This is a genomic window from Microcoleus sp. POL10_C6, from assembly GCF_036701585.1.
Taxonomy (GTDB): domain Bacteria; phylum Cyanobacteriota; class Cyanobacteriia; order Cyanobacteriales; family Microcoleaceae; genus Microcoleus.
This window is the reverse complement of the sequence record NZ_JAUBRB010000035.1, coordinates 1-13,354: the sequence shown is the minus strand read 5'-3', so window position 1 is coordinate 13,354 and position 13,354 is coordinate 1. Positions and strand designations below refer to the sequence as shown.

The following is a 13,354-nucleotide window of genomic DNA, read 5'->3' as shown; positions in this document are numbered from 1 at the left end:
ACGGGTAAGGTGCGGACTGCATTGGAGTTAACAATTGCCTCAGACCCTTTTTCTCTCTCATTTATAGCCGAGTTCGATCCCCTCCCATCTCCGGGCTTTTTCATGCTCAAATTTTAGCCAAGCTGAAGTTTGAGCATGAAAAATTAATGTCTTCCTCGAAGGGAAAAAGTTTTTACGGTCAATTTTATTGATAGTTGAATTAACCGTTTTCCTTGCTAAAAAGCGAGTTTAAGGCTTGAATTTTAGTCGGATTCACCAGCTAATATACCAATTCCCTCTTTAAAATTGGTCAACACCCCGTAAATTGCCCAAATAGCCATCGCCCGCAAATAGTGACTAGCCCGAAAAGTTCCCCCCGCCGTAATCGCTTCCGGCGTCCGAAACTGCAACCCATTTTCATAAATCTGCTTCACCACCGCATCCGTCAATTTAAATGCTTTCTCCTCCATCCCCATCTGTACCAAAAAAGCCGCCAACCCAAAATTAATCCCCGTCCAAACTTCCAAAGGATGAGTTGCATTCGGATTTTCCGGCGAACCATTCAGCATCACCCCATTGGCCGCACCGAACTCGCCATCGTTGAACTTCAAAAAGCAAGAATCGTACACAGTTTCTAAAGCGCTGACTGCACATTCTGGCGGCACAATATCCGGCAATCCTAAGAGTTTCGCATAAAATTGACCGCACAGTTGGTCAGCCATCACCACTTCCGAGTTACTCTCGCTGTCCAAACGGTAATATTGACCGTTCCACAGTTTTTCTTGATAGCTCGGTCTTGCTTGTAACAGCCAACTGTGATATAATGCAATCTTTGCTTGAGGGTTAGGAATTATCTCCGGTGCTGCATCTTCCAAGATTTCGCCGATCGCGATCGCAGCCTCCAGCGCCGCCAACCACAAACCCCCGCAATACGCACTGATTCCCCGCATTTGCCAGTCATCAAACGTCTGATCCGGAGCTCCAGAATTCTCAGGAATTCCGTCCCCATCCTCATCAAAAGTTTTCAGATAAGCCAAAGCCTCAACAATTGCCGGCCAACACTCTTGCAAAAAGTCACAATCTGTGCCACCAGTCAACAAAAAGTCACGATAAACCTGCAACACAAAATCGCAAGGCAAATCCTTCCACAAATTGCAATCTTGATAGCTAGTATAATTCGTTTTCTCCCAAGGATGTTCATTAGGAGCACCCAAATCGTGGGGCGTCGCACCGACAGCTTTTCTAATAGCCGAAGCTTGATTCCAGCCAATAATTCTCGGCGTATCATCTCCCGCAGAAATTGCCCTAGCAAACGCTAAAACCACCGACTTTTCCAAATCCGGCCACAGCATCAACAAAGCAAAAGAACCGTAAAGCCGCACGTCCAAACTTTCGTACCAGCGGTAATCAATGCACTCCAAAACCGCAAATTGGCCCTTGGGATCGCGTTCGTCAGCCGCACTCCAAAGAGTACCGCCGTCTGTCAGGGCGTATAACTCGTTAAACAGCGCCATTTTAAAACTATCTGACAAATCTGTCCGTTCTAAAATCGGTTTTTGCCAAGCTTCAATATTTTCGCGCCAAGTATCAGAATGCTTCATTGCAGTGCGAATAATCGGCCAAGCATTTTTGCCGTTGCGGCCGAAGAAATCTGTGTAGCGACGGTAGTACCAAACTCCCGATGCAAACTCAGTAACTGGCAAGTCCCAAGCTATAATAAAGGGGATTTTGCGAGTTTTTCCCGGTCGAATAGTAAAGCGAACTGCGATCGCACAAGCCAACTGTTCTCCGGCTGCTGCTGCTGTTTCGTCTTTGTCATCCAACAAGAAACCTTCAGCCGAAAAGTTGCGCCAAATATCGTCACCGTTCCCCGCCGGGTTCCAGCGAGTTTGATAGAATACTTCTACCGCCGGATTAGTAATAGTTGCGATCGCCCATTGTCCATCCCCCTCTTGCGGTTCGTCCTCAGCAGTCAACCGCGTCATCACGCAACCGATGCGGTGAAAATCTTCCACCAACAAATTCAAATTTCCGGCACTTTCTCCCCACCGGGGTTGATAGTCATAAAATGGACTACCATCATCTCGCACCATCACTTTTGGCGACTTATTGGCATTAGTAAACCAACCGACAATATTCTCCCAAGTCAGCATGATGCTGAGAGTAATCGGCGCATCTGTAGGATTGTGTGCTACCCATTCAAACATGGCAACTGGGTAACTGCTTTCCTGATAATTGTTCGGCAAGATTGGCGAAAACTGCTCGCAGCTTAATTGAGCCTGAAACACATTTTCATAAACAAACCAACTGCGCGGATACAAAGCATGATAAGTCCCCGAAGATTGAAATTTTTCCTTCTCTTCCCTTCTTCCGTCTGCATTCAGAATTCCATCCGTTACATCCGTTACAGAATCCGTTGCCGAACTTCCTTCCGATGGATACCATTTCCAACTAGATAAACTACCATCGGTAGGCGGTTCAGTGGACAGTGCAAAAGCTTGTTTATTGCCTTGAGTTTCTTCAAAAATGCTAAACTGACAAGCGGGCAAACTGCGAAAAATGTGTTCGCCGCCGTCAATGTGCCAGAGGTTGAAGTCGCCGCGGGGCGATCGCCCGATGCAGCCGGCACCGAACCCGCCCAGAGGCATTCCGTGCCAGGGCCCGTCGTCGAGATTGCTTGCGTAGCGGACTGTATAGGGATTCTCCCAACCGAGACCGATGGGACGTTTCCAGGTGTGTGGGGGAATGTTTGGATTGGATGTGCGATCGTTATTCATGTCAATTGATTTTAGATTATCGATATAGGAATGTTTCAAAGCTTAGGAGTTTTTTGGCTGTGTAAGCAATTATAAATAAATAATTTTTTGCTTAATTTTCCTTACTGTAGTTTAGCATTTATGAGAGTGTTCGCTACGCTTATAATGACAGATTTGCCCTGAAATTTGTCATTATTGTACCTCAACAAAACTCATTAAGAGTGAGTCTTATAATCCTGGACGCACGGGCGATCGGAAACCAGGTTTTTTTCAGAATACTTCGTTACAGCCCGCAAAAACCGCAAAAAACCAGGTTCAGAAGGTTTTTAGGCGTCCAGGACTATCCTGAAAACTTTATTCCTTCAACTCACCAAATCCCAAATCAGAACCTTTCCCCGCGTGTACCAAAGCCAACTTTTCGTAACGCTTAGCGTGTTCCACCAACTCCGCAGCTTCTTCCTCAGAGACATCCCGCATTCGCTTGGCAGGCACTCCCGCAACAAGCGTGTGAGGGGGAACGTCCTTGGTGACAACAGCCCCTGCACCGACGATCGAGCCTGTTCCCACCCTCACTCCGTCCAGGACGATCGCCCCAATCCCGATCAGGCAGCCCCGTTCAATGTAAGCTGAGTGAATCACAGCTCGGTGTCCGACTGTAACGAAATCTTCCAAAACCGTCGGTTTCCCCGGATCTCCGTGCAGAATTGCTCCATCTTGGATATTGGTACTTGAGCCGATCGCAATTCGCTCTACATCCGCCCGCACCACCGCCCCGTACCAGATACTAGCGCCCGCAGCTACCTCTACCCTGCCGATGACAACAGCGCCTTCAGCGACAAAAGCCGCTTGGGATAGATCTGGTCTTGGCCAATAGGAAGGAAGTGCAGACTGAGATTCGTTGAGATTGCTCATTAGTTGGTCGATCGTTATACTTCTAGCAGATTAGCTGGTTGTTGATACGGGATATAATAAAAGTATTTGGGACTTTTGCAGAGAAAATATGCTGGGACGCAAATAAATGATTGAAGTTGCCTTGCAATACCCGATGTTTGGCCCGGAAATTCAGTGTCCCCACTGTCGCCAAACAATTCCGGCTCTAACGCTAACGGATACCTATTTGTGTCCGCGTCACGGGGCATTTGAGGCAGATCCAAAAACGGGGGAACTGGTTCACCTTCAGTCTGGGCGGCACTGGCGCCGCTGGGAGAATGAATGGTATCGCCAGCACACGCACCCGGACGGAATTCGGTTTGAAATTCACGAAGCGCTCGATCGACTTTATACTCAAGGCTACCGAGCAACTCGCGTGATCGTTGCTCAACGCTATCGCGACTTAATCAGCGCTTATTTGGAACGCAGCACGCCTTGGCGCGGCCAAGCGGAATCGCCCCGACCGAGACTGTACGGTTTGCCTGTGGATTTTAGCCCCGATCCTCAAGACGACCCTTGTTGGGAAGTGATTAATTTTGATTTGGAAAAAGAGCCGGGACAGCCGATTAGATATCCCTATTTTCGATTGTTTGAATAGTCAGTTGACAGTTGGCAGTTGTCCGTTGACAGTTGGCAGTTGTCCGTTGTCATTAGGAAATTAACTGACTAAATTTATTCCTGAGTCTGGAATTATTCAGTAATAAGTAAATAAAGTAACTAATGATTAACAAATCATAAAGCCGATTAATAACAACTATCAACTGACAACTATCAACTGACAATTATCAACTGCCAACTATCAACTGCCAACTGCCAAAATCTAATGCACCACGCCTCGATTCGCACTGCTAACATTCACCGGGCGATCGCCTTTTACGAACAGTTGGGATTTACTGTGAGCGATCGCTTTACCACTGGTTACACTCTAGCCTGTTGGATGGAAGGTCTCAACGGACGCATCGAACTAATTCAAATCCCAGAACCAAAACCCGCACCGGATGCTTTCGGAGACGAGCATTATGTTGGATATTATCATTTATCTTTCGATTTAACTGAGGCGACAACTGACTTGCCTAGCTGGTTGCAGTCTCTGAAAGATCGGTTTGAGGAAGCTGCTAAAGACCAACCAAACCAGTTTCAAGCTTTGAAAGTTTTATTAGAACCGACTCAACAGGCGATCGGGCAAAATGTTTACGAAGTAGCTTTTATTGCCGATACCGACGGTTTGCCCTTAGAATTTATCCGACGGATGAATAGCTAATTAAGTCTGAGTTGAAACACTTCAGAAATCCCATCAGCCTCCATCTGTGTTCCGAAGTTGATATCTGCGGTTAAAAAATCCCAATCCGACTAATCTGCTTTAATCCGGATATCAATTAACCAATAACTAAATAGAAAAAAAACGAAACAGGAAGCAGGAAGAATGCTCATATAGCCAAGTTTTTAGCCATCTGCATCTTTCGTTTGGATTAAGGAGATTTACTTAATTACCAATAACTAATCAATAAAAATAAAACCCGCACCAGCGGGTTTCATCTTCATGCTTATTGTTAATAAATTACTGTTTCAACTACTTACTTTTTAGGAACAAGAACCTCATTAGCGGCCACGGGACGCGCCGAGGAAGTAGTAGTTTTCAAAAGTGCGATCGCCTGCGCGTAGCAAGGATCATCCTTAGTCGCAACCAACATCGGTTTGTTAGCTAATTTCAGCTTTTGTTCGTCGGTGATTTCCACCTTAACATCAGGAGTAACCCCCTTGTGGCTGATATCCGTACCGTTAGGAGTATAGTAGTGAGCGATCGTCACCGCCAATCCCGAACCGTCAGCCAAAGAATGCACCGACTGCACCAAAGCTTTGCCAAAAGTTTGGCCGCCCATCACAGTTGCGCGCTTGTTGTCCTTCAGAGCACCGGCCAAAATCTCGCTGGCGCTGGCCGAGTTATCGTCCACGAGCACCACCAAAGGCTTGTCAGTGAGCGCAGTGCGATTTGCCTTCATTTCCTGAGAATCGCCCGCGCGATCGACTGTGCGGACGATCGCCCCTGTATCCATCCACATCCGAGCGATATCAATGCTCACTCGCAGCAACCCGCCGGGATTCCCCCGCAAATCCAAAACAAAAGCGTCAGCTTTCTGAGCCGAGAGCTTTTTAATTGCCGCCTCCATTTGTTCGCCCGCGTGGGAGCTAAACTCTTGCAAACGGATGTAACCGACATTCTTACCGCCTTCATTCTTGAGGCTGTAGCGAACCGCTGCTACCTCAATTCTCGCCCTAGTCAGAGTGATATCAAACTCGCTTTTGCCCTCACGAGCAATCCGCAGCGTCACTTTCGTGCCTTCCTCGCCCCGAATTATCTGAGCCGCATCCGAGACAGTCATGCCTTTGGTAGTTTTGCCGTCAATCACCAGAATCGTATCGCCCGCTTGAATCCCTGCCTTCAGGGCCGGGGAATTTTCCATCGGCTCGACTACGGTAATCGCTTTGGTTTTCTCGTTTTCTTCCAGCCTCATCCCCACCCCTGTCAGTTCCCCAGAGGTTTGATTCGTCAGCGCTTCGTACTGCTTCGGGTCCATGAAGCGCGTGTAGGGGTCGTTTAATTTCTCTAGGGCTTTGCGGAGGGCGGTGTAGGCAGCTTCGCGAGAGGTATAATTTTTGCTCAGCAGTTCTTGGCGGGTTACTTGCCAGTCAGTCTTGTTAAAGCTGCCATCAACATAGTCTCGGTTCACAATTTGCCAAGCTTCGTCTAAGACAGCTTTGGGGCTATCTTGAAGCTCAGCGCGGACTGATTGACTCAGGCCGGGAACGAGCAAAGATATCGAAGCGGTTGTTGCCATTGCCCCACTGAACAGGGCTGCCTGTAATTTAGAAAAGCGTCTGCGGGCTTGATTCATTGAATTTGGCTCAATTCGATTTTAGATTTTTGATTTGAGATTTTATATTGCTAAAAAATCTCACACTACTACTTAAACTATTGTGTGGAGGCTCCACCATCCCTTTGGACAGTTTAACGAGATTTATTGTCGATCGCCAACCAATTATTACTCTCTTTCAATAAACTTAATTTAAAACTTGGATTTATAAAGTGCCGTGGAAGCTAAAATCGAACAATTTTCGCGTAAGTGGTTGAGCCTGCTCGTTAATGGAGCTATCGGTCTAGCAGCGCTGGCGGGGGTCGTGGCCATGCAGTCTAGCGGGCAGTTGGGCGGAATGTCCCCAGTTGGCGTTCAGGGGCAAAAGCCGCTGTCTGCAATGTCTGCTGCCAGTTTCAAGCAAGCCGCACAGCAAGAAGCGCAGCAAGAAGCCCTGCGGCTAAAAATGCTCAAAACTATCCCTAGTTTTGGGTTTGACAATTTAATTGCAGATTGGACATTTCTCAAATTTTTGCAGTATTTTGGCGACGACGAAGCGCGAGATGTGACGGGCTACAATCTCAGCCAAGATTATTTTGACATAGTTACGCAGCGCGACCCGCGGTGGGCTGACATCTACCTGTTTCTTTCCACAGCTATTTCTTTTTATCAAGGAAAGCCTGAAACCGCTGTTAACTTTATAGAGCGTGGTACTAGAGCCCTTGCCGTGTCGCCGCAACTTCATTCCCAATCGTGGATAGTGTGGCGAACTAAAGGTATTGATGAGTTGCTGCTGTTGGGGGATATTCCCGAGTCAATTCGCTCTCACGAAATGGCCGCTGATTGGGTGGAAGGAAGCCCGGAAGGGCCGGAATTAGCGCCGATGTTTCGAGCAACTGCTGAGTATTTGCGCCGAGATCCCGATAGCGTCCCGGTGCGGTTTAATGCTTGGAGCACGGTTTATGCTCAAACAACTGATAAGTTGGTGCGTCAAAGGGCGAGACAAGCTCTTGTCAAGTTGGGAGCTCAGGTGCAAAAAGATAAGGATGGAAACGAGAGTTTTATTTTGCCGCCTCGAAAGTAAGCAGAAGGAAGAAGGAAGTTCGGCAACAGATTCTGTAACGGATGTAACGGATGTAACGGATGTAACAGATTTCAGTCCGATGGAAGTCGGAAGAAGGAAGAAGGGAAATGCAGTCGCAGTAATACTTTCAGATATCAAGAATGTCCTCAATGTCAAGGCGGTTGACTGTAATTCCCCAATCTAAAATCTCAAATCTAAAATCTAAAATCAGCTTGAGTTAGTTCGCGCCATTCACCGGGTTTGAGGCCTTCGAGACGCAAATGCCCGATCGCACATCTGACCAGCCGCAGCGTCGGAAACCCTACTGCTGCCGTCATCCTGCGGACTTGGCGGTTGCGGCCTTCTGTAAGAGTCATTTCCAGCCAAGCTGTCGGCACGTTTTTGCGAAATCTAATCGGCGGTTCGCGGGGCGGCAAAGCGGGTTCTTCTAACAATAATTGCACTTTTGCCGATCGAGTCCGATAATCTTGAATTGTGACACCTGTCTGCAAAGCAGCGATCGCACTTGCATCAGGAATTCGTTCCACTTGCACCCAGTAAGTGCGGGGATGAGCGAATTTCGGGTCACTGAGGCGGTGCTGCATTTGTCCATCATCGGTTAGCAGCAACAAACCTTCACTATCGCGATCGAGCCTTCCTACTGCATAAATGTTAGGAATAGGAATATAGTCTTTGAGAGTGCTGCGTTTAGTTTCGCTGGAGTTGTCAGTGAATTGAGTTAAAACATCGTAGGGTTTATAAAATAGAATGTAGCGATAAGGCATGACAATTAAACAATAAAAATGTACCAACAGTGCGAGATAAAACTATATAACACCCTCAATAAACCCCTTCCTCTCTATCTTTTCTCCCTCCTCTGCGCCCTCTGCGCCCTCTGCGGTTCCTAAAAAAATAAATCTTATTAACCAAAGATTCAAACCTGCTATAAAATATTGAGCCTTTAAAACCCTCACAAATCTCAACTACCCAATTTTACCATGTCCGAAGCCACACACCGCGTTTGCATCGTCTTAGGAACTCGCCCGGAAGCGATTAAACTAGCCCCAGTAATTCAACTGTTCAAAAGTTCTCCCACCTTTGACACCCAAGTAATTTTAACCGGGCAGCACCGAGAAATGGTCGAACAAGTAATGCAAATGTTCGATCTCAAAGCCGATCGGGATTTAGCAATTATGCAGCACCAGCAAACCTTGACAGATATTACATCCCGGAGTTTGCAGGGTTTGGAAGCCTTGTTTAAAGAATTGCAGCCCCACATCGTCTTAGTTCAGGGCGATACAACGACAGCATTTGCCGCTGCTTTGGCTGCATTTTACCAAAAAATACCCGTAGGTCACGTAGAAGCCGGATTGCGGACAGACGACGTGTTCAATCCTTACCCCGAAGAGGCTAACCGACGGTTGATATCTCAGCTCACAAGGCTGCATTTTGCCCCGACAGAGCTGGCCCAAGAGAATTTAGGGCGATCGGGCGTTTTGGGAGAAATTCACCGTACAGGCAACACAGTAATCGATGCCTTGCTTTCTGTCGCCAAACGCGAACCAGAATGCAACATTCCTAACTTAGAGTGGAGCAAATATCGCACTATCTTAGCAACAGTTCACCGCCGCGAAAATTGGGGAGAACCCTTACAAGGAATTGCTCACGCATTTCTCCAAATCTTAGATAAATTTCCCGACACAGCCTTGCTGCTACCACTGCACCGAAATCCCACTGTTCGAGAACCTTTGCAAGCTCTTTTGGGCGACAATCCGAGAGTCTTTTTAACTGAACCTTTAGATTACGCAGAATTAGTAGGAGCCATTCAAAGATGTCATTTAATTTTAACAGATTCGGGTGGCTTGCAAGAAGAAGCCCCTAGTTTGGGCAAGCCAGTTTTAGTATTACGAGAAACCACAGAAAGACCAGAAGCTATTTCCGCAGGAACCGCTAAACTTGTAGGTACGAATTCTGATACAATTTTCTCAGCAGCGGCAGAATTGCTCAGCAATTCCGAAGCATACAACGCAATGGCAATGGCAATTAATCCCTTTGGTGACGGTTTGGCGGCTTCGCGGATTTTGAAAATTGTTGAGGAGTATTTTAGTTAACTACTCCATCGCGAGTTGGGCGGTTGAAACCGCAATTAAACAAACAAAGTCCCCGCAGAGGGGGACTAATTCCTGTTAAAAAAACTAGGTTTTTGCCTCCATTCCCGAATTACCAATCCCCACCGCCACCCCCACTACTAGAATCGCTGCTACTACTGCTACTGCTGTAGTCGCTACTGCTACTGCTGTAGTCGCTACTGCTACTGCTGTAGTCGCCGCCACCGCAATCATCGCTACTGCTGCTGCTGTAGTCGCCACCGGCACCGCCACCGCTGGAGTCGCCACCGCCAAAGCTACCCCCGCAGTCGCTACTGCTAATGCTGTAGTCGCTGCTATTAGTGCTGTAGTAGCCACCGCAATCATCGCTGCTACTGTGAGTGCTGTAGTCGCTACTGGTACAGTAATCGATGCTGTTACTGCTGGAGTCGCCAGCCCCACCGTAATAGTTGTGACTGTTAATACTGTAATTGCGATTGTTACTGCTGTAATTGGGACTGTTACTGCCGTGGTTGCGATTGTTACTGCTGTAATTGCGCGGATAACGGCGGTGGCGGTAACGAGATATCCGAGAAAATAAGCTGCGAAATATCCTGAAGATAATGAAGCAAGGTATAAATGCTATGAATGCTATGAATAACAACCCTAGTAAGCCATAGATTAAATTCGATGAATCTTCACCTGTAGATGTACTATTGCTAATCACAGGAGATTGGCTAGGTATTTGTGACGGTTTCACCCCTTGAGATGGTACGATTGGAGCCAAAGGGAGTGTGGTTTGAGATTTAGCATTTACCGTCGGAGTTTGTAAAACATTTACTAACGCCTTTGTCCCGGCTAATGTGCCCCCGTCAAAGTCTTGCTGTTTAAATCTGGGCGTAATTTCGGTTGTAATAATGCCCACTACCTGTGCATCGGGTAAAATGTTTTTAATGCCAGAACCTGTTTCAATTTGAACGCGGCGTTCTCCCGACGAAATCAACAATAAAACTCCGTTATTTGTACCTTTCTTCCCAATTCCCCAAAAGTTAAATAATTCTGTAGCAAATGCTTTTGGGGTCGCCGATGGCTTAGTATCAGGCACTGTCACAACAGCGATTTCTGAGCCGTTTTTCGCCTCTAAATCCGAAATCATTTGATTTAGCTGAGTTTCGGTGCTGTCGCTGAGAATGTTTGCCTTGTCCGTTACCCAAGTGTTATTTACTTGACGGGGATTCGGTACTTTTTGTACTGTTATAGCTTGGCTCGTTAGGGGAAATGCAATTGCCGAAAAGCATAGCAAACTGGTCCAGATTATTTGTTTATTGCTAAATTGTAACTGCATCGCTTCAGTCTCCTGAATAACTGCTAGTCTAAAAATGGCATATATCTGTCCGCCTAATTACAATTAAATAACCAGCTCGCTGTGATGTCAATTCATATTATTCAGAAGTTGGATTCATAAAAATCATAATTTTAGGTGCGCCCTCAGCACCTTACATTTATAGTCATGGACGCACGGGTGGCGAGAAACCGGGTTTTTAACCAAAATAATTGCTGAAAACCGTTAATCTGGGTTCAAAAACCCGGTTTCTTAGTGGGCGAGTGCGAGTGCGAACTAATTAAGATACTTTTAAGGAGAGGGAACTGGTGGCAGAAAATTGCTGCTGCCTTTATAACCGGATAAAATAGCCAGTTTTTCCAAAGATTGCCGGCCCGTGTAATATTTCCCACGAATTTCCCAAGTGGGATAAGCTTTAATATTGGCAGCTTTGCACAAATCTGGTTGAGCATCTTTGCCTCTAGGATCGCACTCAATGTAAGTAATCGCGGTAAATGCTTCTTTGCCGAAAAGTTCTTGTTGCGTATGACAGTGAGGACACCAGTAAGCACCGTACATTCTAGCTTTGATGGTCTGCAAATGGGTTGCTAAAGCTATTTGATCCGGCACGGATTCGCTGCGAATAGGTGGCGCTTCTTGTTCGGTAACAGGCTGTGCGAAAGGGGGAGGAGGTGGGAGGGTTTGTGCTAATTTTTGAGTGGGTTTGTTGCTGAAACTGAACTGTGCAATTCTTCCGTCTGCTTTGGTAGTGACGAAAATCCCCAAAGTCAGAAAAATGCCGATCGCACAAAAATTGAATTTGCTTACTCTCATCTTGGATTTCATCTTGAATTTACTAGGATTTCGCGAGCTTGATTCATAGCCTCTACAGCATTGTTTACCACAAAGATGTTAAATTGTGCTAAACCTTGAAAAAAAAGTTGACTTTCGCCACTGTGATTTAACAATATAACTTGTTTGTTAGCTTTCAGAGCGAGTGCTATTTCCGAAGCTGTGCCTGTGCCCATACCGCAGGCAATTATTACGTCTGAAGAAAGAATGTTAATGTTATTTCTGGCGTTGCCCATATCGGTGACAATGGCAATATCTACAGCTTCAGAAATGCCACGAGTGTCATTCCCCGGAAGGATGCCGACTGTTAAACCGTTAGCTGATTTTGCTCCTTTGTTGGCGGCATCCATGACGCCGACATTTCTGCCGCCAGTTAGCAATATCCATCCTGCTTCGGCGATGAGTTGTCCGAGTTGATAGGCGTTTTCTAAGTCTGTTGATGTGGCACTTTCGCCGGGGCCCATGATGCCAATGACGATTTTTTTCATAGTTTTGGGGTGAATATGGTGTTATTAATACTTGCGAGTTTTTTGCACTATATACGAATGTATGTTATCATATAAATAGTGGGTTGATAAAAACAGTTTTTGACACAACTAACTTCCTGAAGCTTCCTAGTATTTTTACTATGAAAGAGCAAACATTTAAACTAGATGAATCTCAGATAAAATTTTTAGAACACTGTCAAAACTATGGATTGAAAAATTCTAGTGAATTGGTTATAATAGCGATTCAACGGTGGGAATTAGCCTTAGAAACCGAGCAGTTGAAAGAATCGGCGATGCTCTAGGCGGAAGTCTATGCAGAAGAGACAGAGTTACATGAATTGGCGGAATTAGGTTTAGAAGAATGACCGAAGGAATAAATTCAATTAAATTGAGAGAGTATAAAATGTAGGCTAAGTTAAAATTAACAAGTGAGAGATAACATGAGTGTCGCCCAAAACCCGGAAACAAAGCTGATGGAAAAAATCCGTAGTTTACCGCCCGATAAAATTACGCTATTAGAAGATTTTATCGATTTCCTTTTAACGCGAAGTGAAGATCGTCTGCTCGTTTATACTGCAACTAAACTCTCAGAAGCAGCTTTTGCTAAAATTTGGGATAACCCAGAAGACGGGGAGTATGACGAGTTATAATTTTGGTGATGTGGTTTTAGTTCCGTTTCCTTTTACAGAGCAAAGTACCAATAAAAAACGTCCAGCAGTTGTGATTAGTTCTGACGTTTATAATGCAGAATATCCCGATCGCATTCTTATGGGTATAACTAGCCAAGTTAGCAGTAGGCCGAAAGTCGGTGATATTATCATAACAGATTGGCGATCGGCTGGGCTTTTAAAAGCTTCTATGATTAAGCCTGTTATTACGACAATTGAGAAGCAACTGAAATTGAGAAGCAACTGATACTCAAAAAATTGGGAAGGCTTCAAGATGTAGATAGGGCTTGCTGAATATATCGAGCGCATATTACGTGGGCTGGGTTAAGAGAGCGTGCGATCGAGAGTAAAGTGCAAG

General features: G+C 45.9%; 15 protein-coding genes. 8 read left to right on the top strand and 7 right to left on the bottom strand.

Annotation, left to right across the window (positions count from 1 at the left end; translation table 11 throughout):
- Positions 1-242 precede the first annotated feature (242 nt).
- Together QUA34_RS19190 and QUA34_RS19185 are read right to left on the bottom strand one after the other, a co-directional pair.
- Entirely contained in the window at positions 243-2,756 is a 2,514-nt protein-coding gene (locus QUA34_RS19190; protein ID WP_333388921.1) for a GH116 family glycosyl hydrolase, read from the bottom strand.
- A 333-nt stretch (positions 2,757-3,089) separates the two neighbouring features.
- Positions 3,090-3,647: a gamma carbonic anhydrase family protein gene (locus tag QUA34_RS19185; RefSeq protein ID WP_333388920.1), complete on the bottom strand. Its 558-nt coding sequence runs from the start codon at positions 3,645-3,647 to the stop codon at positions 3,090-3,092.
- A 106-nt stretch (positions 3,648-3,753) separates the two neighbouring features.
- On the opposite strand from QUA34_RS19185, the gene QUA34_RS19180 reads away from it, so the two are divergent.
- Both QUA34_RS19180 and QUA34_RS19175 read left to right on the top strand, forming a co-directional pair.
- Positions 3,754-4,263: a TIGR02652 family protein gene (locus QUA34_RS19180; protein ID WP_333211502.1), complete on the top strand. Its 510-nt coding sequence runs from the start codon at positions 3,754-3,756 to the stop codon at positions 4,261-4,263.
- A 225-nt stretch (positions 4,264-4,488) separates the two neighbouring features.
- Positions 4,489-4,926, top strand: coding sequence for a VOC family protein (locus tag QUA34_RS19175; protein ID WP_190693504.1), 438 nt, complete (start codon positions 4,489-4,491; stop codon positions 4,924-4,926).
- Positions 4,927-5,239: 313 nt separating this feature from the next.
- Here QUA34_RS19175 and ctpB read toward each other — a convergent pair whose 3' ends face one another.
- The gene (gene ctpB, locus QUA34_RS19170) at positions 5,240-6,559 is read right to left on the bottom strand and encodes a carboxyl-terminal processing protease CtpB (RefSeq protein WP_333322647.1); all 1,320 of its coding nucleotides are present in this window, start codon (positions 6,557-6,559) and stop codon (positions 5,240-5,242) included.
- Between the two features lie 196 nt (positions 6,560-6,755).
- On the opposite strand from ctpB, the gene QUA34_RS19165 reads away from it, so the two are divergent.
- Together QUA34_RS19165 and QUA34_RS19160 are read left to right on the top strand one after the other, a co-directional pair.
- On the top strand, positions 6,756-7,601 hold the full coding sequence (locus tag QUA34_RS19165; protein WP_333388919.1) for a hypothetical protein: 846 nt from the start codon (positions 6,756-6,758) through the stop codon (positions 7,599-7,601).
- Positions 7,564-7,785 (top strand): hypothetical protein, encoded by a 222-nt coding sequence (locus tag QUA34_RS19160; protein ID WP_333388918.1) that lies wholly within the window; start codon positions 7,564-7,566, stop codon positions 7,783-7,785. Before QUA34_RS19165 ends, QUA34_RS19160 begins: the two co-directional genes overlap by 38 nt.
- Before the next feature lie 10 nt (positions 7,786-7,795).
- Here QUA34_RS19160 and QUA34_RS19155 read toward each other — a convergent pair whose 3' ends face one another.
- Positions 7,796-8,365, bottom strand: a complete 570-nt coding sequence (locus QUA34_RS19155) for an rRNA large subunit pseudouridine synthase E (RefSeq protein WP_333375501.1) — start codon at positions 8,363-8,365, stop codon at positions 7,796-7,798.
- A gap of 213 nt (positions 8,366-8,578) precedes the next feature.
- On the opposite strand from QUA34_RS19155, the gene wecB reads away from it, so the two are divergent.
- Positions 8,579-9,691, top strand: coding sequence for a non-hydrolyzing UDP-N-acetylglucosamine 2-epimerase (wecB, locus tag QUA34_RS19150; RefSeq protein ID WP_333388917.1), 1,113 nt, complete (start codon positions 8,579-8,581; stop codon positions 9,689-9,691).
- A 109-nt stretch (positions 9,692-9,800) separates the two neighbouring features.
- Here the strand turns inward: wecB and QUA34_RS19145 are convergent, their stop codons facing one another.
- The 3 genes from QUA34_RS19145 to QUA34_RS19135 form a co-directional block, all read right to left on the bottom strand.
- Complete coding sequence (locus tag QUA34_RS19145; RefSeq protein ID WP_333388916.1) at positions 9,801-11,012, bottom strand: TPM domain-containing protein; 1,212 nt, start codon at positions 11,010-11,012, stop codon at positions 9,801-9,803.
- Positions 11,013-11,300: 288 nt separating this feature from the next.
- Complete coding sequence (locus QUA34_RS19140) at positions 11,301-11,822, bottom strand: hypothetical protein (RefSeq protein WP_333388915.1); 522 nt, start codon at positions 11,820-11,822, stop codon at positions 11,301-11,303.
- Positions 11,823-11,830: 8 nt separating this feature from the next.
- Positions 11,831-12,328: a TIGR00725 family protein gene (locus QUA34_RS19135; RefSeq protein WP_333322657.1), complete on the bottom strand. Its 498-nt coding sequence runs from the start codon at positions 12,326-12,328 to the stop codon at positions 11,831-11,833.
- Positions 12,329-12,468: 140 nt separating this feature from the next.
- Between QUA34_RS19135 and QUA34_RS19130 the strand changes: the two genes are divergently transcribed.
- The 3 genes from QUA34_RS19130 to QUA34_RS19120 all read left to right on the top strand — a co-directional run bounded on the left by QUA34_RS19130 (position 12,469) and on the right by QUA34_RS19120 (position 13,243).
- A complete protein-coding gene (locus tag QUA34_RS19130) occupies positions 12,469-12,630 on the top strand; it encodes a hypothetical protein (RefSeq protein ID WP_333388914.1) in 162 nt (53 codons plus the stop codon).
- Between the two features lie 138 nt (positions 12,631-12,768).
- The gene (locus tag QUA34_RS19125; protein ID WP_333388913.1) at positions 12,769-12,978 is read left to right on the top strand and encodes a toxin-antitoxin system, antitoxin component, Xre family protein; all 210 of its coding nucleotides are present in this window, start codon (positions 12,769-12,771) and stop codon (positions 12,976-12,978) included.
- Positions 12,965-13,243 carry a type II toxin-antitoxin system PemK/MazF family toxin gene (locus tag QUA34_RS19120; RefSeq protein WP_333388912.1) on the top strand — a complete coding sequence of 93 codons (279 nt, stop codon included), beginning with the start codon at positions 12,965-12,967 and terminating at the stop codon, positions 13,241-13,243. Before QUA34_RS19125 ends, QUA34_RS19120 begins: the two co-directional genes overlap by 14 nt.
- The last annotated feature ends 111 nt before the right edge of the window (positions 13,244-13,354 follow it).

Bases quoted from the DNA above. Each gene is read 5' to 3' on its own strand.
- QUA34_RS19190 (WP_333388921.1), bottom strand. From the start codon at position 2,756: ATGAATAACGATCGCACATCCAATCCAAACATTCCCCCACACACCTGG.
- QUA34_RS19185 (WP_333388920.1), bottom strand. From the start codon at position 3,647: ATGAGCAATCTCAACGAATCTCAGTCTGCACTTCCTTCCTATTGGCCA.
- QUA34_RS19180 (WP_333211502.1), top strand. From the start codon at position 3,754: ATGATTGAAGTTGCCTTGCAATACCCGATGTTTGGCCCGGAAATTCAG.
- QUA34_RS19175 (WP_190693504.1), top strand. From the start codon at position 4,489: ATGCACCACGCCTCGATTCGCACTGCTAACATTCACCGGGCGATCGCC.
- ctpB (WP_333322647.1), bottom strand. From the start codon at position 6,559: ATGAATCAAGCCCGCAGACGCTTTTCTAAATTACAGGCAGCCCTGTTC.
- QUA34_RS19160 (WP_333388918.1), top strand. From the start codon at position 7,564: ATGGAAACGAGAGTTTTATTTTGCCGCCTCGAAAGTAAGCAGAAGGAA.
- QUA34_RS19155 (WP_333375501.1), bottom strand. From the start codon at position 8,365: ATGCCTTATCGCTACATTCTATTTTATAAACCCTACGATGTTTTAACT.
- wecB (WP_333388917.1), top strand. From the start codon at position 8,579: ATGTCCGAAGCCACACACCGCGTTTGCATCGTCTTAGGAACTCGCCCG.
- QUA34_RS19145 (WP_333388916.1), bottom strand. From the start codon at position 11,012: ATGCAGTTACAATTTAGCAATAAACAAATAATCTGGACCAGTTTGCTA.
- QUA34_RS19140 (WP_333388915.1), bottom strand. From the start codon at position 11,822: ATGAGAGTAAGCAAATTCAATTTTTGTGCGATCGGCATTTTTCTGACT.
- QUA34_RS19135 (WP_333322657.1), bottom strand. From the start codon at position 12,328: ATGAAAAAAATCGTCATTGGCATCATGGGCCCCGGCGAAAGTGCCACA.
- QUA34_RS19130 (WP_333388914.1), top strand. From the start codon at position 12,469: ATGAAAGAGCAAACATTTAAACTAGATGAATCTCAGATAAAATTTTTA.
- QUA34_RS19125 (WP_333388913.1), top strand. From the start codon at position 12,769: ATGAGTGTCGCCCAAAACCCGGAAACAAAGCTGATGGAAAAAATCCGT.
- QUA34_RS19120 (WP_333388912.1), top strand. From the start codon at position 12,965: ATGACGAGTTATAATTTTGGTGATGTGGTTTTAGTTCCGTTTCCTTTT.